Below are 25,524 nucleotides of genomic sequence, written 5' to 3'. Positions count from 1 at the left end.
TTTTAAATTAGCGTAAACCGTGAGGATCGCTTGAAATTTAAATAAACCGGGAACCTGAGTGAGGCACCCTCAAATGGCTAAAGTACCAGATAGGGTAATTGTGGAGAATCTGTCTGAAATCGTAAGTACGATGCAGCAGGTTTACAATCGTGATATCTCGGTTTACGAAAAAACGTTTCTGGCTAAGACTATCCAAAACCGCCGCTCCGCAGTATCTCTTAAAACCGACTATGAATATCCGAGTTATCTTTTAGAGAACCCCGCAGAGGCAGAACTGCTCACCCATTCCTTAAATATCGTCTACAGTGTATTTTTCCGGAACCCGCTCTCGTTTGCGCTATTAGAGCATTTAATACTCCCGGGTATATTGGAGAGAAAGGGGAAATCCAACTCTCCGGAAATCAGGGTCTGGTCGGCGGGTTGTGCTTCAGGTGAGGAAGCCTACTCTGTCGCTATATTACTGAATGAGATCAAAAGTAACCACGAGTTGGGTATCCATTTCCATATCTTTGCCACCGATATTTCAGACACCAAACTAGACGCGGCAAGGAAGGGCGTATACCGCTATGAAGCGGTGAAGAATGTCAGCTTGCAGTATATCCGGCAATACTTCACTGCCAGAGATGATATTTTTACAATCAACCCTTCTCTTTCATCCCAGGTCAGCTTCTCCCATCACGACCTGCTAGACAAGCAAACTAGCTGTCCACCAGAAAGTATCTATGGTCATTTTGACCTTATTCTCTGTAATAATCTACTGTTTTACTATCAACCGGAAATCCAGCTATCTATTCTGAAAAAGCTAAACGATTGTCTGATTGAGGGTGGATATCTGATGACGGGTGAAACAGAAAAGTCCCTCCTTGAGAACATCCAGGGATTTCGTTCCGTGGTGCCACCAGCCATCATTTATCAAAAGTCCGGTCATAGGGGTAGCATATGAGATTAAAAAATGTGAAGATTAGCGTACAACTGATAATTATGTGCAGTGTGATTATGGTGCTGGTAGCAGGTTTAGGCGTGACTAGCTGGATCCAGATTGGTGTTTTACATCAGCAAACCGAAGATCTTTACAACCATTCGCTACAGGTCAGGAGGGGAATCAGTGAATTAAAAGCCGATGTTCTGGACATACACCGGACAACGAAAGATCTGTGTCTGGTGGAGAATGAACAGACACCGGAGGAAAACCTGCAATCAATTGCTATCTCCCAGTCCAATGCTTTTCAGCAGTTTGATATCCTGTACGACCGCTACCTGGGGGACCGTAAAGACATCGACAATGTTTACCGCGAATTTGTGAAGTGGATTTCCCTAAAAGATGAGACCATACGGCTACTACGCGAGGGAAAGACCACCGAGGCAATCACCAGAACTCAGTCCACCGGCATCGGCGGACTACAGGTTGAAGTGTTATTAGGCTACTTACAGATAGTAGATGATTTTACTCGAAACAAGGCTGACGATTCTTACCAGAATTCGATCCGGATATCCACGAACCTGAATAATATGTTGATTGTCGTCTGTAGCATTATCGGCCTGATATTACTAGGCGTTTTTTACTTCCTGTTCAAATCTATCAGTGATCCATTGCGACAAATAACTACAGCCACGAGCGAGTTCCATCAGGGGAAACTTGATACCCGCAGCCGGTATGTATCCGCCAATGAATTCGGGGAACTCTCCGCTTCGTTCAACAACATGGCCGAAACGATTCAGATAGAAATGATTCTCACTGAAAACACTGCTCATATTTCTAATCTACTTCTCTGGGAAGAGAAGGTGCGCAGCTTCTGCCAGACGTTGCTGAAAACTCTTATGGAGCATACCGGGTCGCAAATTGCGGCTATCTATCGTCTGAATAAACAGCAAACCGACTTCGAGCATTACGAGTCTGTAGGATTGAGCACCGCAGGTCATGCTTCTTTTTCGGCTGAAGCGCGAGAAGGTGAGTTCGGCACAGCCCTGGTTACGCGGAAGTTCCAGCACATCACGGATATTCCGTCTGATACACATCTTGTATTCTCAGCGGTGAGCGGGGATTTCAAGCCAAAGGAAATCATGACTATCCCTATCCTATCCGAAAATAATGTCGTGGCAATAATTTCTCTGGCCAGTGTAGGCAAATATCCTGCGTTGGCGGTCAGGCTGGTAAACAATATACTGGATGTAATAGTTGCCCGATATATCAACGTACTCGCGTTCGAAGAAATCCGCGAAATCTCCGAAAGGCTTAAAAATCAGAACCGTGAACTAGAAGAGCAAAGGAAGAAAATGCAAATTCAGGCGGATGAGCTGTATGAATATAATATTGAACTGGAAATACAGAAAAGGCAACTGGATGAATCTAACCGTCTGAAAAGTATTTTCCTTTCCAACATGAGCCACGAATTGCGGACACCCCTTAATTCGGTGATTGCCCTCTCAGAGGTCTTAAACCGCCGGCTGCAAGGCTCTATTCCGGCAGAAGAATACAGCTACCTGGAAGTGATTGAACGGAACGGACAGCTTCTGCTGTCACTCATCAATGATATCCTCGACCTGTCGCGGATCGAAGCCGGCAAAGAAGAAATCAGCCTCAGCAGTTTCTCCGTTCGGGAATTGGCTAACGAGGTTGTGGATATGATTGAGCCTCAGGCCCGCGAAAAGAATATCGCACTGTTGAACCATGTAGGTAGTGAACTCCCCGTCATCACCAGTGATATTTCTAAATGCCGGCATATACTGCAGAATATTGTGGGGAATGCGGTCAAATTCACCGAGGCTGGCAGTGTCGAGATTTCCGCGATTCAGGTAGATGAAGAAGTACATATTTCTGTTAAAGATACGGGTATCGGTATTAAAGCGGACTTTCTCCCCCATCTCTTCAGCGAATTCCGACAGGGCGATGAAAGCACCTCCAGAAAATACGGCGGTACAGGATTGGGATTAGCCATCGCCCTGAAATACGCTAAATTGCTGCGGGGTGATATTGGGGTGGAAAGCACACCGGGCAAGGGTTCTATCTTTACGGTTAAACTGCCGCTGATGGTTCAATTGCAGGCAACAGCTAACCAGTCAGCAGTAGTAGAGTCCACTTACGCCCCTGGTATTTCTGCTGAAATACTTTCGGCAGTGGACGTTCGGGGTAGGAGCATCCTGGTGGTTGAAGACAGTGAACCGGCGATCATTCAGATGAAGGATATCCTATCCGGGCAAGGGTACCGCGTACAGGTAGCACGCAGCGGAAAAGAAGCCCTGGAACAAGTCGAAAAGAGCCGCCCGGATGCGATGATTTTAGACCTGATGATGCCGGAAATTGATGGGTTTGGAGTCCTGCACAAAATCTGTGATAGAGAAACCAGTTCCCATCTGCCGGTGCTGATTCTCACGGCTAAACAAGTAACGAAAGAGGAACTGCAGTTTCTTGAGCACAACCAGATTTACCAATTAATTCAGAAAGGTGCTATCAACCGGAATGACCTGCTGACGGTAGTCAGGAAGATGCTGGCGTCGCTCCCGGTAAGCCCGATAACCCATAAAAAACCCGTCCGGAAGCCGCCAGCCGGCAAACCCCTTATCCTGATTGTAGAAGATAACCCCGATAATATGCAGACGGTTAAAGTGTTGCTGAAAGACAGCTATACCGTTATCGAAGCTGTTGATGGACGGGCCGGCGTCGACCAGGCCAGGCATCACACGCCCGATCTCATACTCATGGATATTGCACTCCCTGTCATGGATGGTTTCAAGGTTTTCGATGAGATCAGAAAAGAAGAGCGGCTACGACATATTCCGATTATTGCGCTGACGGCCAGCGCCATGAAAGGTAACCGGGACGAGATGCTAGACTACGGCTTCGATGGCTATATCCCCAAGCCGATTGATGCGGCCCTGTTTGAAAAGACAATCAGGGAGGTGCTCTATGGAAATTAAGACACTGAAAGTGTTGGCCATAGACGATAATAAGGATAATCTGACAGTATTATCAGCCATTATCAAAGATATTCTTCCCGGCTCCATTTTTTCCTCCGCTTTAAATTACCAGAAAGGCATCGACCTGGCGTATGCCGAAGATCCAGATGTGGTACTGCTGGACATCGTTATGCCGGGTATCGATGGTTTTGAGGTCTGTCGCCGGTTCAAGTCAGACAGCCGTTTGAGAGATATCCCGATAGTCTTCCTGACGGCGCTGAAAACCGACCAGGAAAGCCGTATTAAGGCGCTGGAGTTGGGCGCCGAGGCGTTTCTTGCCAAGCCATTTGCAGAGACTGAATTGATGGCTCAGATCCAGGCGATGGCCAAGATTAAAGAGGCTAACCGATACAAGCAACAGGAAACGAAACGTCTGAACGCAATGGTTGAGGAACGCACCCGCGAACTCAAGTTAGAAATTGACAAGCACAAGGAGTCGAAAGAGGCTTTGTCCGCTATTAACCGCGATCTGACTATATTAAACAGCGCTGCCATCGAACTTACTGCAATCTCTGAAATACCCGATTTGTATGTATATATAGCATCTAAGCTTAAGGCGATCGCCGGCGTTGCCGCTGCAACTTTTGGTACGTACGATTCAAAGAAACGGGAGATACGTGTAGAGCACGTGGAGTTGGAACAAAATCTGACCACAGACTTGATACAGGCTCTGGGAAGCAAAAAACTGACTGCAACCAGCTTCCCGGTTAGCGACGATGTTCGACATGATCTAATACAAAACCCTGTTAGAATCCAGAGAACGTTGAACGAGATAACGTTCGGGGTTGTTTCGCCAACAATAGGGAAAATCGCGCAAAAAGCTCAGGGTATTGACCGGTTTATAGGGGTAGCATATGTCGTTGATAACAAATTATACGGCACAAGTGTGATATCTCTACACGCTAACCAGCCTGATCCTTCTCTGGAAACATTGCATTCGTTTGCCAACCTGGCGGCAGTGTCGATTCGGCGACTGCAGGTGGAAGTTGCGCTAAGGGATAGTGAAAAGAAGTACGCCACACTCGTCGAGCATAGTAATGACGGTATTGCCATTATCCAGATGGGAGCAATAATCTACGCGAACCAGAAACTACTTGAATTGACCGGTTATTTGCTGGAAGAAACGATTGGAAGACCATTCGTTGATTTTATCTCTTTAGAGCATAGAGGAATGGTTGCAGATTACTACCGTAGGAGAATAGACGGGGATGATGTCCCCGACAAATATGGATTTGACATTATTAACAAAGATGGCAAAAGTCTAAACATTGAAATAAGTGCCAGTTTGTTTGATTATGGCGAAAAACCTACCACTATGGTTATTGTTCGTGACATAACCGAGCGCAAGCTGGTTGAAGAAGAGATGCGAAGAGCAGACAAACTTGAATCAATTGGCATTCTGGCTGGTGGTATTGCCCACGACTTCAACAATATTCTCACTGGCATATTGGGTAACATCCAAATAGCAAATGTCCATCTAAAACGCAATGAAGTGGAGGATACTAAAGAACTGCTGGTTGAAGCAGAGAAAGCATCCCTGAGGGCAAAAGACCTCACCCGGCAACTGCTCACCTTCTCCAAGGGCGGAACACCAATCAAGAAAATATTGTTCTTCGACAAGCTGATAAAAGAATCCACTACCTTTGCCCTGAGAGGTTCCAAAACAAGAGCCGAGTTCGCTATACCGGACAACCTGTGGGCGGTAGAAGCGGATGAAGGGCAGATAAACCAGGTAATCTCTAACATAGTTATCAATGCCGACCAGGCTATGCCCAACGGCGGAATCATTAACATCAGTGCTCGTAACCTATTTAATAAAAACCCAAATACATTGCCATTACTCAATGGTAGATACATAGAAATAGCCATCAAAGACCATGGCATTGGCATACCGATAGAATCTCAGAACAAGATGTTTAATCTCTACTTTAGCACCAAGCAGCAGGGTAGTGGTTTGGGACTGGCAACCTCTTACTCCATCATCAAGAAACATGGTGGCATTATCACCTTTGAGTCGGAACCGGGTGTTGGAACGACTTTCCATGTCTACTTGCCGGCTGCTAATGAGAAAATCACGAAAGAGAAGAAAACACCAGTAGCAGCTACACTACCCTTACCATCAACTCAGGGCAGGATCCTGGTCATGGATGATGAGGATCCAATCAGGCTGCTCCTAGGAAAAATACTGAAAGGTGCCGGATATGAAGTGGAACTAACCAGGGAGGGTGCTGAAGCAATCGAACGATATACCGAGGCGAAGAAATCGGGACATCCATTTGATGCTGTTATTCTGGACCTCACTGTACCTGGAGGGATGGGAGGCAAGGAAGTAATAGTAAAACTGCTTGAGATTGACCCTGGGGTCAAGGTAATTGTCTCCAGTGGATACGCTAACGACCCAATAATGGCTGACTATAAGAAATATGGCTTTAGCGGAGTAGTCACCAAGCCGTACACCATCAGAGAGATAGAACAGGAGCTGAATAGCATAGTAACCGGGAAGAAGTAGTAGCACAGAGGTACAAGGCCAGTTGAGGATTATTTACGTTGAACTTGGTATAAAATCACACGTTATTAAGAAAATGAGTTGCATGTAAGGCGTGATATGCTTGCTTAAACTTCACCAGAAACCAAATCCAATACAAGAGTGAGAGAGGGAGGATACATGGCTGAAAAAGGTAGGATCCTGATTATGGATGACGACGAAGTGATAAAGAAGATGCTGAATGCAATGTTGAGTGTTTTTGGATACAAATCAACACCCACTGCAAATGGTACTGAAACAATTGAAAAATATATTGAAGCCCAGAAGTTAGGAAAACCCTTTGACGCTGTTATCCTCGACTTTACTATTCCTGGTGGCATGGGGGGCGTAGCAACTATCAAGAAACTACTGGAAATAGATCCCGCAGTCAAAGCCATTGTCTCTAGCGGTCATACCGATGATCCTATAACGTTGGAGTACAAACAATACGGCTTCAGCGCAGTGATTATTAAACCATATTCTATCGACACCATGGAAAAGACACTTCATAATCTGTTGGGTGAAAAGAAGTGGTGCTGATTGTTAGCGTATCGAAATAGTATTTTGCGACCTTTGAAGAAACCGGGAACGGGATTCAGACGAGATATGAATACTCTGTAAGAAGGAAATCCTTTTCTTCCTCGGTTAGCCTGGACGGGTCATTGAACATGTGCCGACTGTGTTCCAGTTGTATTTTCGATTCCTGAAGAGCACTTCCGGTTGCGCGCCAGAGAATCTGCTCCTGAAGGACGGTGATATGCCTTCTCAAGTATTTCTTGAGAAGTTCAACCTGAACCTTCTCTTTTTCACCTCTCATTTCACTCCATACTTTGAAGTGCTGTAGGATTTCCGCCTGGGTCATTCCCAACTTAAACCTGGCTTCCTCAATGCTCCATCCCAGGTCAAAGAGACGGAACACCTGAATCTCATGCTCCAGTTTCACAAGCTGTTCCTGCCTTTCCTTAGCGGCGATATCTGCTGCCATCTGCTTTTCAGTTTGCACTGCTTGCTTGAGCTCCTCCAGCTTTCCTTGCAGGTTACTGGTTTCACCAATCTTGACTGCTATCTCGTCCCGGGTAATACCTGCTCCCAGTTTAACAAGGTCAGCAAAAGAAAGGCCGGTTTCAGTCTTGATCTTGTTCAGTTCATCGTATAATTCCTGCTGGACGCGGAAAGTAACCACCCTTGTTTTTGCTTCGTAGCGTTCTCTTGCTGTAGTCATAACTTGCCTCCTTGCTGTATACCATGGTTGTATACCACACCTGTATACCACAGGTCATACCCCCGATTTACGCTCGTTTCAGGGCTGGTCTGGGGTCACCCCAACCCCACGTACTCTACTCTCATCGGTCTGGCTTCCCAGTACCATTGGCTCCTCCGCTTAGCACAACTAAGCAGGGCTTCAAATTACCAATCCACATAGCTGGTATACATATTCGGCAACGTGCGGTGGTTAGCTGTGCGTTTCTTCCATTACCTACTGTAATAGGGGTCCTGGTGGGTCACCCTCCACAAGCTGAATTTACCTTTTTTGCAGAGCTCTCCAAGCCTCAAGAAAGCTGTGGTAGTTACCACTCTTGCCACAGCCAAAGCAATGCCAGACACCCTTCTCTGCGTTTACAGAAAGACTAGGGTCATGGTCATCGTGGAAGGGACAAAGCCCCATGTACTCGCCGCCAGCTGTGCGTAGTTCTATCCCCAGGCTTGCCATTAGGTCGAGAAGACCGGTTGGTTCCTGGTTGGGAGGCTTCTTGCCCGGCCCCTTCCTCTTTACCGCGATAGCCTCCACCTCTGAAGACCAGATAATGTCCCAGCCCTCGGCTTCGAGTTCCTTTACCACCTCTCCGATGGGTTTCATGAGCACCTCGGTGTCCCATTCCCGCGAATCACGGTTCGGCGATGTCTCCTCCATTTCTTCCTTTGCCTCCTTAATCTCAGAATTCTGAATAGATTCATTACTAACAACTTGTTCTTGTACCTTCTCTACGGTTTTCTTCAAGAGCCCGCGGTTATGGGTTATCTTCCGCCTGGTATTGAGTGGCCCATTCTCATGGCAGAGAGCTTTATTGAGGTATAAAGCAATATCCTCAGGAGTTGGCGGTCCGGAAATGTCGCCCGCCACGAGGTCGTAACCAGATTTCTTTACTTCGCTCCACACCCGCTCTTCTTCGGCAACGGTAAGGAATAGCCAACTCTCGCCGTTGGCAACGATATGGACATACCCCGGTTTATCGAGATGGCGGAGTAGTGTCGTAGGCTTATCCGGAGTAGGTAGCTTAATAATGAATCTAAACGAAACTTCTCCCAGTTTTCGCATCCAGTGACGCTTCAGCAACCTGGCACATTTGGGACAATGCCACTTCCAGCAGCGCAGGCTGACCAGGTGCTTCATCTCCTCGTCTCCCCGGGTAAAGACCTTGGTTGCCCTGCCGCAGAGAGATTGAGGATAGGGGGACTTGCCATAGCGCAGGGCAAAGTCCGAAGGAACGTTATCAAGAACCATACCGTCCTGTTTCGAGCCGCTGTCTGCCGGGACCTCAAATAGATTATCCAGGTCTATCTCCGGCAGCTTGCCGTTGGGCGGTTTTATGAACTGGTACTCGGCCCCAGTGGGGTGAATAGATGGCGGGATAGCGATAAGGCTCCCCAGTCCCTTAACCTCAATACCGTCCTGGGTGAAGCTATTCACTGGTCTTTTCGGTTTGAACCAGACGTGGTAGCCGCGGCTAGTCCTGACTACCGGAGCTTCGCTGAAGTAACCTCCCTTTTCCTGGACAAACCTCTCATACCTTTCGGGATTGTCAAAGTCCAGGGCGTGAAAGCCTTCATCGCAACGGATTGCCCAATTTGTATCCTGGGAAGTAAAGCGAAAGAGGTCTTCATTGCTCAGGCAATATTCCTTCCACTTAACCAGGGGTATCTTTGCCCGGGGTTTCATCGGGATAAGGTTGAATCCGCGCTGATGGTAAGAGTTGAGCAGCTGGAGAGTGCCCACTTTATCCATTAGGGCACCTCCTGGCTGAATCTGACGCTGGTTGTCGTCAGTTGACTAGGGTTGTAAGGTGGTATGCGGAGCCAATACCAGCTACCTTGAGAACATGGCTTGGGTCGGCGAAAAGACGCCGCTTACTCTGTGCGACATCAGGGTAAGCCCTTCAAACTCGGTCAGCCCCAACCTCGGCGCACTGGAGCTTTCGGACGCCCTTACAAGGGTACTGCCGTTTACCGCCAATGAGGACACCCGCCCAATCCTTCAATGTGTCCTGTTCAAGGTACAAGACGGTAAGCTATCCCTAGTAAGCGCCGACGGCTACCGGTTAGCCGTAATGAAGCTGGACTTCGACGGTGACGAGGGTCAAGTCCTTGTCAATCGGGACGAGCTTCGGGGTGTTACCAGTGCCCTTAGACGGGCACGTCGGGTTAGAATGGGCTTTGAGAAAAGCGGGGACGGCCTTGAAGGCATGAGCCTACTTCTGGACACGGAGCTAATCCGCTATGACTGGCGGGGATGCGCCGGCAACTTTCCAGACTATGAGAAGCTCATACCCGCCGACTTCGCCAGCCGTGCCAGCTTCGACACCAATGAAGCGCTCAAGGCGGTAAGCTCCCTCAAGGTCATCGCCGACTCCAGAACCTATGCCATAGACCTCATTATCGGGGATGGCAAGGTCATCATGGCGAATACCGACGACAAGGGCGAAACCGAAGTAACCGCCGACACCACCGGCGAACCGGTCAAGGTAAGGCTTGACGGGGGTTATCTTGCCGACGCTTTGAGGGCCTGCGGCGGTATGGTAGAACTGAAACTCAGCGACGCCAAATCGCCGATGCTTTTCACAGCGCCGAATTATGAGCTGGTGGTCATGCCGATGTTGACTCCTGAAAGCCAGAAGCCGAAGGATGAAGCCAAGGCAGAAGAGCCAGCCGAAGCCGTCGAGACACCCGCCGAGCCGGTACCCGAAGGTGAAGCCGAGAAAGTCCAAGCCGTAGCCGAAGCCGAGGCCATTACCAAAGCCGACAAGCCGAAGCCCAAGAAACACGGCAAGGTAAAAGAACCGGTAGCCGTAGCCTGACAGTCCAAGACTGAACGCTTGAACTCGCAAAACAGCCGCACTTGAAGGGGTGTAACAGCCCCTTTTTGTGCTTATTTTTGTTAAGGGGGTATTCCTGCCCTTGCGGTGGGAATACCCCCTTTTATTTTGGCTGAAAGCATGGGCAAGGAAATTCAAAACGAAAGGATATGTATGGCAGAAGAGGAAACGCTGGAACTCGGCGAATATGCCAGACATGGCTTCAGACTGGAGCACCTTGATGACCATATGGTGGCCCTCTACCACGAGGATGAGGAACTAGGTGTTTTCAGCCAAATGGGAGCGACGTCAGAAAGCGTCCGCACAGAGTGCGCCAGGCACCTGGCCGCCAAGCACGGCGGGGAAAACATCGAGACAACTTAATAAGGCCCGGTTAAGGTCAAGTGGGTAAGGGGTCGGGAAGCTTAGAGTACCGGCCCCTTCCTTTTGCGCAAACGCAACTTTGAGAGGAGGTGATAGCTATGAACGGATTACTGGTAATCAATCCCATCGTTCCTTTAGGCCAGGTGGTCGCCACCCGGGGAGTTAATGCGCTGGCTGGTGAGAGGCCGGAGTTTGCTGAATTCATGCGCCGTTCCCTGAACCGCCATGCCAAAGGTGACTGGGGCAACATCGATGAGGCAGACAGACAGGAGAATGAGCTAAGCCTGAAGCAGGGCTTCAGACTGCTCTCCGCTTATGAGGCAGAGGGCTTGCCCAAAATCTGGATCATCACAGAGGCTGACCGGTCGGCGACGACTATTCTTTTCCCTGAAGAGTATTAACCAGTCCCCTGTCCGCCGGCTCAGGGTTATCAAAGCCGCCAAATTCAAAGGGGTGAGTCTGCCCAAATGGAGGTGAAAAATGCGGCAGAAAACATGCCAGGCAAGGCTTGAAGCGGAACTTCAAGACCGGCTGCGGGATATACGGACGCTCTGGCGACTATACCAAAGAAATCCCGAATCATCTCACCGGGAACTGGGACGATTCGAGGAATATGGTTTGAGCTGTGACTACGTGGCCAGGGGGACGTTTCAAGACCAGAAGCGGGGTTATTTCCGCTGGCAATTGTCCTGGGGCGGTCCGGCGGATGAGTTTCGCTTCTACATGGACGAGAATCTCGACGCCGTTGAGATCGAATACTGGTTTTTAGACTGGTATGACGGGGCAAGCCGGAGCTTGTCCGGGGAAGACTACGCCTTACTCGATGAGATCTTTCAAAACTTCAAAGATCTCGGATTGGTCAAAACCGAACGCACTCAGTCTTTCGGCAAATAACCGTTTCCCGGGGGCTGCGCATCCGTTATCACGCAGGAATAATAGGGTTGTTTGAATCTGGAAAGGAGGGGAAACTATGCCTATCAAGTGGAGTGCTCTCAAGGTCAGTGAGGCGATGGATATGATCGAGGAGTTTATCGAACAGGCCTCTGAGCCGCTGGAACAGGCCAAGATAGTGGCCATCGAGGCACGGAAGATATCCGACATCCCGCAATATGTCGATGGCCGACTTGCCTGTCTCATTATCAACATAGAGCGCATCGACAGTATCAGAAGCTCAATCGAGGCCGTCCGTGAATCCCTACCTAGCGGTGCCGCGGCGGAAGAGCAGAGGCGAATCGAAAGCGGCAACCAACTCGTCCTGGTGGCCTAAACCACAGTCATTCCATTATCTACAGGGATACCTGTGCCCAGAATCTAGAGGAAAGGAGTAACAAGCATGACGGGTCAACTCGATCTGTTTCAGGGCGTTAAGCTGGCCGAACCGGAACCGAGAATTACGGTCAGACTTGGCCGGAAAGCCGCTCAGATACCACTACGGAAGAAGCAGCGGGCAGCCGTAAAGCGTCTCATGGAGATACTCGAAGAACTGGAGGGAAAAGACATTTTCCTTGGCTCATACAGTGCCGGTGGCGGTCATTTCTGGCTCGATAACTTGAAGCTATCCAAGCTTAAAGTAGAAAGCTTCAGGACAAAGCGGGATGAAGCCTGTCTACCGAGCGTCATCGTCCTTTTCGGTAACAAGGGGGCTTGTGTCAGAATATTTGCCGATGACTTGCTGGCCGTTCGGAAGCAGGAATACCCGGGCTATCATCACTATCTGCTGGACTTCTGGAATGGTTTCGGCCAAAGCCCGATCAATAGGTATCGGTCGCACTACGCCTGTCTGACCATCACCAGATTCAAGGACTAATCAAAAGGAGAAACCATAATCGAGCACAATGGCTGAACGGGGCATCTGAGATAATGCCGTATGCTTTACTGATACTCTCATTGTGTTTCCGGGTGGAAGGGAAGACACTATTCCCGAATAGCTTAAGACGGCCGACACACTGGAGATGTTGGCACTGAATGTGAAGTCCCTCAAACGTAACGAACCCACCGGCACCGATGCTGAGGCCTGCGTCTATCTCTATACGGCTTCGCTTGCGGCACCGATGGACCATGATTGGAGTCAGATTTACCTTTACTTGGCGACCTTCACCTACAAACGCTGGAACCAGAGTGACATACCACCTGATATCGCTGTCGATTCGCTGTGTGAATATCAGAAGTGGGAACTTGATAACCCAAGGAATAGCTCTATCGGCAGCGAATTAATGCCCGATTGGAACGTGAAGGGAAAGATAGTCGAAAACAGGGCAGATCAATCACGAAACAATCGAACAAAGGACAGCCGGTACTGTTTGATTTATTCGTGTTTCCCATACATGAATTTATTTATTCGCACATGTTTGGTTCCCATCATATTCAAGAACGTCAAATAATGTCGGTAAAAAATGACACTCCTCGACGCTTGCGTCGAGGTATCTCAGGCAACCGATTAAGGCCCACGACGCCGCAAGCGGCGGGGTATTGGACCACAAAAAAGAGAATAATAACGGATGAGATCGATATTTGAAACTGAGGTCAACGTGAGTTAAACTTACGGCGAGTTAATTCTTGGCCCGTTGGGTATGACTAAAGAGGGACTGAGAGACAGGGTATGAAGGCAAGTGATCTTGTCGAATCGATACAAATGTTGTTGATGGACATTCTGGCTTTCTTAATTCCCGGAGCTGTCTTCATCGGGATAGCATGGCTGACTTTAAGCAATGAAATCGAAATCGTAATACCTAATGGAAATATTTTCACACCCAGGTCAGGTCCTGATTGGTTAATATTAGGACTCACAAGTTATGTTGTGGGATATATTCTTCAAGGCATTGGAGAGAATGTGATCAAGGGATTAGAGTATCTCGTACGATTCCCCGTTTTTGCCCGCCTTTTGCCATTTATTAAACCTTATGAGGAGCTTGAGAAACAAGTCAATGCTTGCCAGTGGTTCTCAGAAGCTAGGAGGAGAATTGCTTTTTATACAAAAGCGAATTTATCATCACTTAACGTCAAAGCATTGCGCAACATAGCTATTTCGATATCTCCAGGTTGGGTGCGGCATGTGTATCGTTATACGTATACATGGCAACTGTGTTTGGGAAGTGCTACAGCAATAATAATGATAGTTATCCTGCTTATATTAACCGCATTCATCAGCATAGCTCCGGCATCAGGGGTTTCTTTCTCAGGAACAAGGCTATTCTGGTTATTTCCGCTTATTATTAGCGCTATATTCCTTTTGGAACGAAGGTATCGTTACTATGATATTACGATGAGAATCCCGTTCTCGATAGCACTAGCAGAAATTCCCAAGCTCGAAAATCAATTGCCTTCTGAAGGGTATTCACGGGCAGGTGTTAAACAAGAGGAAAATAATAGGAGTCGAGGGATTATGCTCAAAGTCTATCTTGCAGGGGGATTCCATTCAGGCTGGCAGGACAAGGTTATTGACCAATGTTCTGCCTTAGAATTCTATGATCCCCGTAGCCATGGACTGATGTTGACTGAGCATTATAAGGCATGGGATTTGAGCCATGTGAAATTGTCAGATATCGTATTTGCGACAATTGACAAAGAAAATCCATCCGGGTATGGCCTCGCCTTGGAAATAGGATATGCAAAAGCACTAAATAAAACGGTCATTTTGGTTGATGAAAAATCTGCCCAAGATGAATTGTTTAAAAAATACTTTGCAATTGCCAGAGAAACGGCCGACGTGGTTTTTGAATCACTTGATGAAGGGATTGCTTACCTAAAAAAGTTTCTGTAGATGAAATAATAACGGGCAAATATTTCCTTTGAAATACTACTGATACCCCGATTAATACTATATACTGGATTTATTCGTGTTGATTCTGTTTTGCCAGATCAACCGCATTAATGTCTGCCATGCGCGTTCAGCGGCGAAAAGCTGCCGGTCCTTGGCCAGATTGACTCTTTTTTTAGCCTACGTCTCTTACTCTTGAATTAGGTCAATTAAACCATCGGTCAAATTCCAAATTGGTTTTGCATTACCTTCTTTCAATAGAGTAAACAACCGTTGAAATCCTGAGGCAGCAAATTCATTCGCCATTTCAATCATTTCCGAAGGTCTTTGTAAAATCCAGGGGTCGTTGGAATGTGCTATAGCGAGTAGCTCTAACAGTTCAATCCTAAAAGGATCACGAGACAGTATCTCGCCAGTAATAAAGCGGTGGTGCTTTGTCAATTTTGTCCTTTTTTTAGCGTTTGCACCGAGACACACCGCAAGAAACCAAATATCGAGCTGTCTTTCGAATGGGCTATCGTCGGGAGATGGCTTTGTTCCCCCTAAAGGTTGAGTTTGACAAAAGAGGTCAACATCTTCCCGCATTTCCTCGGGTATTCTCAATTCCAGATTTTGAAAAGGATTTATGACGTACGACATAGTTTATCCTCTTTTCGTTAGATGTAGACCGCTTCTGTCGCCTATCCGTTCACACACGTTGCAATATTGGTATTGATTGCACTCACACCTGATCATTTTTTTGTAAGTGCCATCTGGATTATTGACCAGTTGTTTTGGATAATGAGCGGAATTTGTTAAGGTAAAGGTCTTACCAGCATATTGGTCTATCAATTCCTGGCATCCAGATATTTCATCTCGAGTTAGAAACAGAATTAATTGAGTAGCATGTTTAACGGCCGTTTCCAATATTGCTCTCTTCACGATACCGCTAGTCATCCCTAATGGAGTATCAATAATATTTGGGGCTGCTACACCGCTCACTTCTGTCAAGGCCAACAGAAAAGCCATCGTCAATGCTCTCCTTGATGCCCCATTCAAATCTAGATCTGTGTCGAGCCTTCTTCCCATCGGACCTACAACCGTGATGTCATATGAAGGGGATATTTCTGTTTTGCAGATGATTGAAGTCTCGGGATCGGATTGGATCATTTCAAGGAACATATCATTCATTGATTTTGATACTTGCGGTATCTCCTCATCCTCGATAGATTTGTATGAGGTGACAAGGACATTCAAAATATCGCTCGCTGCTTCAATACGGCATTTGACCTTAAGATATTTAGATTGTTGCGACAACAATTTAGCTAGTTTTTCTTCGGCGTCTCTCCTTATGCGGGCGATCCTTTCTTTGTCACCAATTCGAATACCCTGTTCTTTGATAAGTGTGTCTTTAATACCGACACGCTCCTTACGTTGAGCCCGAAGAAATCCAACATCAGCATCTGAAAGCAAATCGACCTTTTTCTCTAAGGCTTTGATATCTTTTTCGACAATTTCTATTTGTTTCTCGATATACGTTCTGTTTTCAATAAGATGGCGGATCTGTTCCAACCATCCCCCATCAACCTTATCAACCTGTAGCACTTTTTGCGAAGCTATAATTCGCAATTCAGTTAACCTGTCGTCTACTTCAGAGTTACTTTCTTGATCGGAAATAAGTTTTTGGATATGACTAAATCTAGAGCTCCCGGGTTCTAGAGATTCACCACATATGCATTCCCCGATTTCAAGTCTTTCCTTCAGGATTGGAATAGCGGTTCTCGGTATTACACCTTTCTTTTTAAGCTCCGCAAGCATGCCATCTGATTTAACAAGATAGCCTTTTATTAGCAATTGAGAGAGCTCCTCAGTTTGAAACAACTGACCGTGCTGTTTTTTTATTGCTTCCAGTCGAATCCTCGTCTTGGATAACACTTCAGATTTGTCTTGTTTTTCTTTAACTAGTTCTTCCCTATTTCCTTTCTCCAAGGCTCGTTCTATTTTTTGCTCAAAATCCGCGATATCTGATTCGATATTTTTTATATTATCGTCAAGCTCGGCTAACCTTGAATTATTTTGATCTTCTTTTTCGGAAAAGCTTTGTACCCGCTGTTCAACTTGGGTAATCTCTTCGTTACCAGCGAATTCTTTGACCTGGCTCCGAATATCGGAAAGTCCTTTTTTTACATGATAGGAAGCGTTCTCCAATAACTCGAAACCGAGCATATCTCTGATTGCGGTCTGAACTTTCTTCCTTTTTTCGCCAGCGGAAACTTCGGAAGTGATAAAACTTAGTGCTCTGTCACTATCTGTAAAAAAGAGATCTTTAAGGTTGCTACCCATGATTTGCCGTATCACCAACTCGCCGCCTTTTAATGGCAAGTAACCAGTATCGGTGATGTGAAAGAGTTGAAAAGACTCATCATATCTGTTCCATCTATCCACACCCTCAAGCTTTTCTGTAGCTCTTCTGCGTGCCAGATAAACCTCTTTGGTTTCAAACCAAGTGCCGTCGTCGTTTTGCCTTTCAAATGTATGCTCAAATTCTAATTCAGCGGTTATTTCAGCAGGTTTAGCTAAAGATGACGTATCCCAGTCTATGGGAATAATCCTATATGAGACTCCATTAGTGGGCAAACCAACCTCGCCGAAGAGCACCCATTGAAGGGCATTTAGAATCGTAGTTTTACCCGTTTCGTTTTCGGCTCGGATAACCGTGAGGGGTTTTTCGGAATCAACTGAAAAGTCGATATGAACATTCCGCAAAAGACGGAAATTGTTAAATGTCGCACTTCGAAATTTCATGGCTTTGCATCCTTGTTAATATCCGAACCGCGGGTATTTCTATAAATAAAATCTCCGAGGGCTTCACATTCGTCAGTGACCTGTTTTTGAATGGTTGTCGCTTGAATAACATGTTTATATTCATCCCAAATAATATCGGTTACCGAATCTAGTAAAGCCATATGATAATCGGGAACTCTCTCGGAAGCGAGCTGACATTTTTCCTTTATTACACCGATAATCCTCTTTGTGGTCATTCAAACACTCCCTACACAGGCGATTTTTAAAAATACCTTTTGATTATAGGCCTAATAGTGGCCAAAGCTCCATCAGGATCAGCGGCATTCTTTGCAAGTTTCGCGAATTCCGTAACTCTCCCAAGTTCGGATTTGATTATTTTTAGCAGATCGGCGGAGCCAGCGTCAGAGCCAGAAAGTGATGGGAGAACTAGAAAATCATGTATGTATGCCAGCTCTTTATGGATTCTTTTACACTTACGTAATACTCTGCCCCGTCTTTGCACCCACTGGCGTTCGACAGTAGTGCTTGCCAATATAATTGCGGTTGTTACCTCGGGAATATCTACCCCTTCGTCTAGGACTCTCATCGCGGTTAGGACTTGAATATTACCATCAGCAAAATTAGTAAGTAGCTCTTCAGATAACCCCTTCTTGCCAGTTTCCTCGTTGGTTATTTGATGACAGCGAAACTTGAACTCGTTCATTATCATCTGATTGACCTCATTCAATTGTCCCCGCCCTTTATCGCTTGCATAGACCAACAAGTGTTTCAGGCCAGGACGATCCATTTGGTTAACGACTTCTCGAACAGACTCAATCTTACCCGAGGCTTGCTCTAATAGTCGCCTCCTCCTGTTCAATAATATTTGCAGAGAGGGGTTTGATGAATCGGTCTCCTCTAAAAATTGCCACCCAAGAGTCCTCAGTTTTGCAGATAGGGCGATCCATTCTTCTTGTTCAAACGAATCTAATTCGACCAGGTGAACATAGTAATTGTAAGGAACCAAACATTTTCCGATTGCCTCTTTTAGAGTAAATCGGAAAATTACCTTTCCAAAATATTCGTTTAGACCTACCGTTCCTTCAGGATCATATTGCCTTATCGGGGTTGCGGAAAGTCCCAAACGGTATCTAAAAGCAACAGGGGGGTTATTCAAGAATCGTTTGGTTCCCAAATCATGCACTTCATCTGCTATTAACATTGAAGGACCCAAATATTTACTGATTTCGTTTTGAAAATCGATGTCGCATAAATAGTCATGCGTGACAATTAAACACTCAATTGAAGAAGCTTTGATTTTTAGCGACCTAACAGCTTTCCCTACCGTCGCTAGCTTAGATTGCTTGTTATTCGCCTCTCCTGGAACCACTGGATCCAGCCCAAATTTTTTAGTCTCCACTTCCCATTGGTGGACTAAAGGAAGATAAGGCACAGCGACTACGAGTAATAAGTTGCAGGTCTCTTGAAAAAGCTTAAAAGCACATACCAGAGATGCGATTGTTTTACCAGACCCAGTAGCCATTTCTAATATACCAAGTCGGTCAGCGGATAGCCATGCGTTGATAGCTCTCCCTTGGTGTTCAAAGTCGCCCTTATCGAAAATTAAACCTGCGGGAATATTAAAATTTCGGGACTTAGGTTCAAAATCCGGGTTTGTTTGCTTGGGCGAATTACCGTTTTTCTCAATATTCCACGCTTTCTTAAAATCATCGGTACTAGGTGGTTTCTCACGTAAATATTCTTTCATAATACCCGCTTTCAATGCGGCCGGAATATCATATACCGCTGAGTAAGAGTTGTTCTTACCCGTCCAATAGGCGTCAAATTCCGCTCTTAAGCGGTTTACGATCTTAGTTTCATCTCCACCTGCCCAAGACTTAGATACGATTATCTGTTCGACATTAGTGGTAAACCCGCTTTTTGTAAGGTTGTTAGACCCGTGGACAGCAATAGTATCGTTGCCATCAGAAAAGATCCTTATTTTCGGGTGGAAAAGGCCATCCTTAACAAGGACCAATTTAATTTCAATCCGATCGGTTGAAATCAAGTAAGCTAAACATTCTAGTGTATGTTTTGCAAGTGCGCTCGAAGAGATTTCCACGCTCCCGAGTAAATCCTCTAGGTGCCTCGCCAATATTGAGGGCATATCTTCAGTACCACTCTTTATTGCCAGTTGATCTTCAGGAGTGAGATAAGGACTCGTAAGAAGGCGTAATTTGGCATCTTTTGTCTGAAGAAAACTTGCTAAACCAGGAGCCATTTCTTTTATCGAAGAACTAGTGAAAAACCCTGTCATACATTCGTAAATAGTAGCAATTTGAAGACAAGGAATAACTACCCGCCCCAAGAGGTCATCCTTAGGTAAAAAATATATCGGTTGAATTTCGGATAATTCTTTTATACTATGCATTTCTTTCGTCTATTACAAAGTACAAATTAAGCAAGGGGTGCTGCGATCATCTCCGAGCAATTCAATTAGTCTGCCTCCTTTACAACTGTGCGATTCCCGTTTCGATCTTTCAATATGTTCATTCTTTATTGCTTGAACACGATCTGGTCGGCTAAGCTCCTCTAAGCTTTCATGATCACACCAAGTGAAACGACGTCCAGAAACTGAATCCGTTTTTTCATAGCTTTTTGCCAAATTGAATAAATTTGGATGGTTTTCCAACAATCCCACCCATTCGATTTTCTGCTGGAAAAAACAAAAATAGCATCCAGACCGTGATCGCCACGTCCGGTATTGTGGCATGCCGATTCCGGATTCCTCAAGGATGCGAACAATGTCGGTATAACATAGACCGGCTTCCTTAAACGGAAAGATAGGTTTGATGTTGGGCTTTGTAGAAACATAGCCTTCCCTATCTTCGTCAGCACGAATTCCAATGTAGCTGGTTACTGGTGAGTCACCTACGTAGCGCTCGAATGGTTGGAGTTTCAGATGCCGGGTGCACCAGCGCATCTGCGAGGATGGTAGGTAACCTCGGAAAATATCAAGCCAATGGTCAAAGCCCCTCCCGTCTTTTAACGTTATAACTGACTTCCCTAATACACCTTCGAGACGCGCTAGGTATTCGTACGTTTCAGGGAGCTCTTTTTCGGTATCGCAGAATACGTACTCCATGTTGGGAATTCTATCACGCATATAGACAGCAAGTGCCGCGCTGTCCTTGCCACCTGAAACACACAATATGTGACGCACTTTATCGCCCCCTATTGAACGCGACCCCAGTTGGTGGACATTCTTGAGTGGATCCGTTGTCCGATGATACCGCTTGTCTAACTACTTTGGCAACTGCTGCGATTAGGATCTGGGTATCCATTTTGGTTGAATATTTACTGATTATTGCCTTCGCAACACGTTCAGCTTCAATTTCCTCATCTCGGGTCAACCTAATGACCCGTCGCACGGAATCATCATCCTTTTTGTCGATAGTGACCATATAGCCTGCTTCGCTATCCTGCAAGCTACTTTGTAAATCTAAAAGCGTTTCTGTAAATCGCACTTTTACCGAAAGTTGTTTGACGAGTTTGGCAAATGAATCTTCGTCTGCTCTGTTCCAACGGCAGGGTGGTTGGCCGACAATTCCCGCGGCAATTGCTTCCAAGTATTCTGTCGGAGGCAGAGTGCTGTCAATGGCACGGTTCATCAATATCCGTAAACTAGGCTCTGTCACGAGATCCGATAATAAAGTCGCCCTCCGGGGTAGCACGTTTCGCCAGTCTTCAACGATTTTTGGTATATTAAAAATCCGAAACACTCCAGCCTTTATACGATCCAGTAACTCTGAATAGCATGTCATCAGCATATTGAATGCACTATTAAGAGCTTCAAAAAATTGATCAACGTTCGTCTCGTTCGGGCCAATTGACTGTGTCTCGAAAGGGCGGCATCCCAGAACCACAGGCAAATCAATGAATAGTAATCTTTCAGGGTTCTTGGCTCTTAAGATTGTATCTCTCACGGCACGAGCATCTTTATGCAGGCTGCTAGTAATCTCAGAGTATCTATTCAGCGAAGACATACCGGCATAGATTGCACGAATAACAGGCAGCAACGCATTTTCAACTCTGAAGCCATTGGCGAATCGTTCGACCACCATTGCGCGTTCTCCATCTATAATGAAGCGAAGAGTTGAAAAGCTGCCAGGGTTGCGCATTAGGCGTTCCATTACCGGCAACGTCACCTCGGGCACAAAAGTACCGCCCTCGTACAATGCCATCGTGTTTGAGTTGTTGTGAAGTAAGGCGAAAAAAAGCACAGGTATGAACCCGTCGGCGACTCCAAATGGGGGACTACGCAAATCCGAGAAAATATCCGTCAGTGGCTTGGGCTGCAATGATTCCGAGCAAGATACTTCCATTATACGATCCCAAGCTTTTTGAAGACCTAAATCCACGTTACTTGGTCTTCCCAATTCCCATTCGCCGCGCTCGTTTTGTCTATGCAATCTGCTCTGTCTGAAGACTGATTCGTAAATGCTCCTTTCAGGAGGATAGCCATTAATGCCTAGTCGTTCCTCATGGCTGTGTAGCATCATAGCTTCAATAAGATTTCGGCGCGCTGAAGCCGCGGCTGAAGATAGGGAACGACGATTAATTAGCTCATTCTGTATCGTTGGAGCATAAGGGTAAATCTCATCAGTAGCCATGGACACAAGTTCGGCGAGGTCTTTATCAGACTTCATCTTTTGCCTCGTGCCCTTCCAATAAACGGTGGTTTGCCCCGAGCTAGCGGTAAACAATCTGTTCCACTCAGAACGAAAGGCGATGCTTGCCTCGATTCGTCGCTCTCCAAGTTCCTGCCGAGCGACGCGATCGCCAGATAAACCAGGTGTATTGTGTTTGACCCATTCTAGAGCAGCAACATCGCGTGCAGCTTCTACTAATTGTTCTGTTTCCATTGCAAGCATCACAATGGACGAAACATCTGCAACTGTCCTAAGTATTAACTCGGCAGCAGCATGTTGTTCTTCGGTTTCGACAAGACAGCAAATAATGTGCCCATCCGCCCCATCTTGGTTAGCTAACGCTAGCTCCAAGTCATTGAATGAGGTAGGAACAATTGAAAAATACCTCAACATGCCTGTTACGAATGAGTGCTTCCGAGCAATAATAGGTGGTGCAGGACAAAGTTCTTTCGCAACAAGCAGGGACACTGATTGAGCGGGTAGAGTCTGGTATGCTGCAATAAGGCGTTCTCCGACATCTATATCACTGCCTTCATACAACCTGAAAGAATTCCGAAACCGACGATAGACCACGAATCGTCTCGTTTCTAATGACCTCAGCACCTCCCTTAATTGGTCTCCACTGAACATCGGAGACGTAAGCGACAACTCCAATACTTCGTACGAAGCAGGTAAACGCGATGAATCCCCGACTAGATTGAGTATGCTAATACTCTTAAGCGCATCAATCTCCGATTCTATCGCATCATCTAAACGCGCAAGCCCATCCTCGGCTTCTGCCCATGCCCGTGCGACTTGGGGGATTGGAGCTCCACCAATCAAGGTATGGGACGCATAATCATAGACTTGTGCTATGCGCATAAAAGGTGGATTAGTAGAATCGAATACTTGATGTCGCATCCAATTCATCAATGAGAAGGGTTCATCGGCCGAGAGAAATGAAAACAATGAACGCTCATTTTGCCCAAAACGTCTGAAGAGGGATGGGAGGAGCAGCACCGAGGTTGGATGTAATGGATAACAAGCGATGCAAAGGGTCTCAAAGTCTTCCTCCGATCCTCTGGGAGCAAGGGATGCGCAAGTGCGGGCAACCTCACGTACGCGATCATTGTGTCGGATTTCGAAGTTTCCGTTTCCATTCATCGCAGCGGCAGTCAGTTGCAGAGCATCTAATCCGTCTAGCATACATGGCACATCAAAGAAACGTTGCTGCACCTTTGCCCATTCTCTTTGATAACGTCGGCCTAGCCGAGAAGCATACTGCGCAAACTGTTGGTGAAGGATTGTAACAAACCATAGGGGGTTAGCGTGGGATCGGGAAGCAGCTTCCGCTAGTTCTTGCAGCACCTGAACATCGTTTCCGTCGGGATATAATGCTGCGTGCTCAAGGAGTTTACCAAGCTCGTCGACAATTATAATTAACCCTTGAGCATGCCCTTGTTCTTTTGAATGTCTAGCTAGGTCCTCAAACAGAGCTACAAGCTGGCGGGTACTCGGTGTTGAGGCATTTAGGGTTGCCTCATGGTCACGTGATACGAAGTCGAGCAAATCTCGTCTGCCTGACACTTCTAACGACCTTTTCAAACTGCGAACGAGGCAGGTTGATAAATTCTCCCGCCCTCCTGTTGCCAGGACAGTCACGTAACCCTCACCATCAGCAGGAAGGAGTTTGTCGGCAATTATCCCGAGTTCTTGACGAGCCTTTGTCCGAAGTCCATTGGATTGTTCTTTCTCTAATAGTTTTGCAAAAAACAGGGCAAGGGCGGATTTACCCGAACCATATGGCCCCGAGATGCATTGTGCCCGGTATGAAGGATCGTTCACTCCACGACTAAGTAACGAAATAGCGGCAACTGCACTGCGGGTAACTAGATAGCCGTCGGCTGCATCTTGGGCATGGAAATCCCTTTCAAGATTTACTGATCGTAAAAACCGAGGTTGGAGAGATATTTTCTCTAATAAAGAAGCTTCATTTGTCCGCATAGTAAGTCTCCAAGAATCGCATTGAATCCAACGGCGCTCCGTTCTCTTTAATAATGCTCCGAGTTAATGGAGTGTCCGAGAACCTAAGAGTACCTCCGCTAACTACTTGAAGTTGGTCCAAATAGGACAAGACTGAATCTTCGTCCAGTTTAAATACCAAGGCTGGGCTTCCTTCCGAACTCATGACATCGTGAATTTCTAATGTATCCCTCTCACCCGCTTTTGTTTCCCAGAACTCAGCAAGAGCATACGCAAAAATCGCAACTGGTAAAGAATGTTTGGGACCTACCCGAAACCTAATCCTGTCGCCATCAGGTTCCTGAATGAGGAGGTTAAGTGTAGTGAGCGGACAACCTATGGGATCCTCGCCGGGGATTGAAATATTGCTACGCTGAACATAGGTATGGATAAAACAATCAACATCACGCTTCAAGGTGGACTCCGAGATGTCCGTCCATCCAAGTGTATGAAGATGTCTAATCAACGCCTCGACCATATTCGATCGGGTGAAAGCGTATTCGTAAAAACGATTGAACGCCCAATACCAAGTGGCTGCGCGTGTATCATTACTCGCAAGTTTCCAGTGGATGAGCCACAATGTTGCGTCGTCCTCCAGGTAAGGGTCCCATCCCCCATTTTGTAGTAGAGCAAGTCCGAGTTTAGAAGGTAACAGACTTCTCCCTCGAGTTCCATACTCTTCCTCCACCATTCCGGTTGCTAGACACCAATACCGAATGGACCGCACCATGTTTTTGCCGACCCCTAAACGTACAATGGCTTCGTTTTTTTGAAACAATACGGGATCTAGTTTGATGTTATCCAACCCTTTCTTAAGCCACGCATAACGAAATGCGAAGGTCTCGTGACCAGAAAATGATTTCCGGAAAGGGATATACAGTCTATCGTTATTGACAATTTGGGATGACGGCACAATATCCTCCAAGCATTAGGGAGCAGCTTTAAGGCCGAGGGGTCGCCGGTCATGAGCGAACACCCATTCGTCTATTTCATTCTTCCTGAATTTCCAAAGGCGGCCGAGTTTGTGTGCAGGCAAATCTTTACGGCTAATCCACTTATAGACCGTATCTCTCTTGATGCCGAGGTACTTGGCTATTTCATCCACGGAAAACCAACGATCTTCCATTGCTTTGACTCCTCGGATAAGGGAGTTTTGGAACTGGAATGCTAGTCAGATAGCATCCAGTACTAAATAATCATCGTCATTATAGCAGATTAGCGAAACTAGTCAACCCCTATTGTATATGTATTATCATCAGTTATAATGTGATATGGCATGATATATTGGACAATAGCCAATTTCGGCCCTTCCCCTTGGGCACCAGGCAAGATCAATCCACCTTAGGGGAAAATACATAC

General features: G+C 46.4%; 22 protein-coding genes. 12 read left to right on the top strand and 10 right to left on the bottom strand.

From position 1 onward, the window contains the following. The first annotated feature begins 73 nt into the window (after positions 1-73). The 4 genes from ACZ48S_RS01030 (at position 74) to ACZ48S_RS01015 (ending at position 7,018) form a co-directional block, all read left to right on the top strand. On the top strand, positions 74-943 hold the full coding sequence (locus ACZ48S_RS01030) for a CheR family methyltransferase (RefSeq protein ID WP_464213206.1): 870 nt from the start codon (positions 74-76) through the stop codon (positions 941-943). Further along, positions 940-3,915, top strand: a complete 2,976-nt coding sequence (locus ACZ48S_RS01025) for a response regulator (protein ID WP_464213204.1) — start codon at positions 940-942, stop codon at positions 3,913-3,915. Before ACZ48S_RS01030 ends, ACZ48S_RS01025 begins: the two co-directional genes overlap by 4 nt. Further along, entirely contained in the window at positions 3,905-6,463 is a 2,559-nt protein-coding gene (locus tag ACZ48S_RS01020) for an ATP-binding response regulator (RefSeq protein ID WP_464213202.1), read from the top strand. The genes ACZ48S_RS01025 and ACZ48S_RS01020 overlap by 11 nt, the downstream gene beginning before the upstream one ends. Positions 6,464-6,619: 156 nt before the next feature. Then, complete coding sequence (locus tag ACZ48S_RS01015; protein ID WP_464213200.1) at positions 6,620-7,018, top strand: response regulator; 399 nt, start codon at positions 6,620-6,622, stop codon at positions 7,016-7,018. Between the two features lie 55 nt (positions 7,019-7,073). Here the strand turns inward: ACZ48S_RS01015 and ACZ48S_RS01010 are convergent, their stop codons facing one another. Next, on the bottom strand, positions 7,074-7,700 hold the full coding sequence (locus ACZ48S_RS01010; RefSeq protein ID WP_464213198.1) for a hypothetical protein: 627 nt from the start codon (positions 7,698-7,700) through the stop codon (positions 7,074-7,076). 300 nt (positions 7,701-8,000) lie between these two features. Next, positions 8,001-9,482: a bifunctional DNA primase/polymerase gene (locus ACZ48S_RS01005; RefSeq protein WP_464213196.1), complete on the bottom strand. Its 1,482-nt coding sequence runs from the start codon at positions 9,480-9,482 to the stop codon at positions 8,001-8,003. 94 nt (positions 9,483-9,576) lie between these two features. On the opposite strand from ACZ48S_RS01005, the gene ACZ48S_RS01000 reads away from it, so the two are divergent. The 8 genes from ACZ48S_RS01000 (at position 9,577) to ACZ48S_RS00965 (ending at position 14,692) form a co-directional block, all read left to right on the top strand. Continuing rightward, positions 9,577-10,551 (top strand): DNA polymerase III subunit beta family protein, encoded by a 975-nt coding sequence (locus ACZ48S_RS01000; protein ID WP_464213194.1) that lies wholly within the window; start codon positions 9,577-9,579, stop codon positions 10,549-10,551. A 138-nt stretch (positions 10,552-10,689) separates the two neighbouring features. Then, a complete protein-coding gene (locus tag ACZ48S_RS00995) occupies positions 10,690-10,932 on the top strand; it encodes a hypothetical protein (RefSeq protein WP_464213192.1) in 243 nt (80 codons plus the stop codon). Between the two features lie 98 nt (positions 10,933-11,030). Further along, positions 11,031-11,333: a hypothetical protein gene (locus tag ACZ48S_RS00990; RefSeq protein WP_464213190.1), complete on the top strand. Its 303-nt coding sequence runs from the start codon at positions 11,031-11,033 to the stop codon at positions 11,331-11,333. A gap of 79 nt (positions 11,334-11,412) precedes the next feature. Beyond that, positions 11,413-11,826, top strand: coding sequence for a hypothetical protein (locus ACZ48S_RS00985; RefSeq protein WP_464213188.1), 414 nt, complete (start codon positions 11,413-11,415; stop codon positions 11,824-11,826). Positions 11,827-11,902: 76 nt separating this feature from the next. Further along, positions 11,903-12,199, top strand: a complete 297-nt coding sequence (locus ACZ48S_RS00980; RefSeq protein ID WP_464213186.1) for a hypothetical protein — start codon at positions 11,903-11,905, stop codon at positions 12,197-12,199. A gap of 66 nt (positions 12,200-12,265) precedes the next feature. Next, positions 12,266-12,739, top strand: coding sequence for a hypothetical protein (locus ACZ48S_RS00975; protein WP_464213184.1), 474 nt, complete (start codon positions 12,266-12,268; stop codon positions 12,737-12,739). A gap of 145 nt (positions 12,740-12,884) precedes the next feature. Continuing rightward, complete coding sequence (locus ACZ48S_RS00970) at positions 12,885-13,313, top strand: hypothetical protein (protein ID WP_464213182.1); 429 nt, start codon at positions 12,885-12,887, stop codon at positions 13,311-13,313. 218 nt (positions 13,314-13,531) lie between these two features. Then, on the top strand, positions 13,532-14,692 hold the full coding sequence (locus ACZ48S_RS00965) for a nucleoside 2-deoxyribosyltransferase domain-containing protein (RefSeq protein ID WP_464213180.1): 1,161 nt from the start codon (positions 13,532-13,534) through the stop codon (positions 14,690-14,692). A gap of 186 nt (positions 14,693-14,878) precedes the next feature. On the opposite strand, the gene ACZ48S_RS00960 is transcribed toward ACZ48S_RS00965, so the two are convergent. The 8 genes from ACZ48S_RS00960 to mads1 are packed head-to-tail and all read right to left on the bottom strand — an operon-like array spanning position 14,879 to position 25,291. After that, positions 14,879-15,328, bottom strand: a complete 450-nt coding sequence (locus ACZ48S_RS00960; RefSeq protein WP_464213178.1) for a hypothetical protein — start codon at positions 15,326-15,328, stop codon at positions 14,879-14,881. Positions 15,329-15,331: 3 nt separating this feature from the next. Continuing rightward, positions 15,332-17,473, bottom strand: a complete 2,142-nt coding sequence (locus ACZ48S_RS00955) for an AAA family ATPase (protein ID WP_464213176.1) — start codon at positions 17,471-17,473, stop codon at positions 15,332-15,334. After that, complete coding sequence (locus ACZ48S_RS00950; protein WP_464213174.1) at positions 17,470-17,709, bottom strand: hypothetical protein; 240 nt, start codon at positions 17,707-17,709, stop codon at positions 17,470-17,472. Before ACZ48S_RS00950 ends, ACZ48S_RS00955 begins: the two co-directional genes overlap by 4 nt. Before the next feature lie 26 nt (positions 17,710-17,735). Continuing rightward, complete coding sequence (locus ACZ48S_RS00945) at positions 17,736-19,883, bottom strand: DEAD/DEAH box helicase family protein (RefSeq protein ID WP_464213172.1); 2,148 nt, start codon at positions 19,881-19,883, stop codon at positions 17,736-17,738. A gap of 12 nt (positions 19,884-19,895) precedes the next feature. Next, a complete protein-coding gene (locus ACZ48S_RS00940; protein WP_464213170.1) occupies positions 19,896-20,675 on the bottom strand; it encodes a phosphoadenosine phosphosulfate reductase domain-containing protein in 780 nt (259 codons plus the stop codon). 1 nt (position 20,676) lies between these two features. Further along, positions 20,677-24,147, bottom strand: a complete 3,471-nt coding sequence (locus ACZ48S_RS00935) for an ATP-binding protein (protein WP_464213168.1) — start codon at positions 24,145-24,147, stop codon at positions 20,677-20,679. Then, the gene (locus tag ACZ48S_RS00930; protein WP_464213166.1) at positions 24,134-25,078 is read right to left on the bottom strand and encodes a DUF4007 family protein; all 945 of its coding nucleotides are present in this window, start codon (positions 25,076-25,078) and stop codon (positions 24,134-24,136) included. The genes ACZ48S_RS00935 and ACZ48S_RS00930 overlap by 14 nt, the downstream gene beginning before the upstream one ends. A 15-nt stretch (positions 25,079-25,093) precedes the next feature. Continuing rightward, on the bottom strand, positions 25,094-25,291 hold the full coding sequence (gene mads1, locus ACZ48S_RS00925; RefSeq protein WP_464213164.1) for a methylation-associated defense system helix-turn-helix domain-containing protein MAD1: 198 nt from the start codon (positions 25,289-25,291) through the stop codon (positions 25,094-25,096). Positions 25,292-25,524 lie beyond the last annotated feature (233 nt).

The organism is Dehalogenimonas sp. NIT-SK1 (assembly GCF_055384165.1).
Note: the sequence above shows the minus strand (reverse complement) of the source record. Positions and strands in the feature narration are given on the sequence as shown.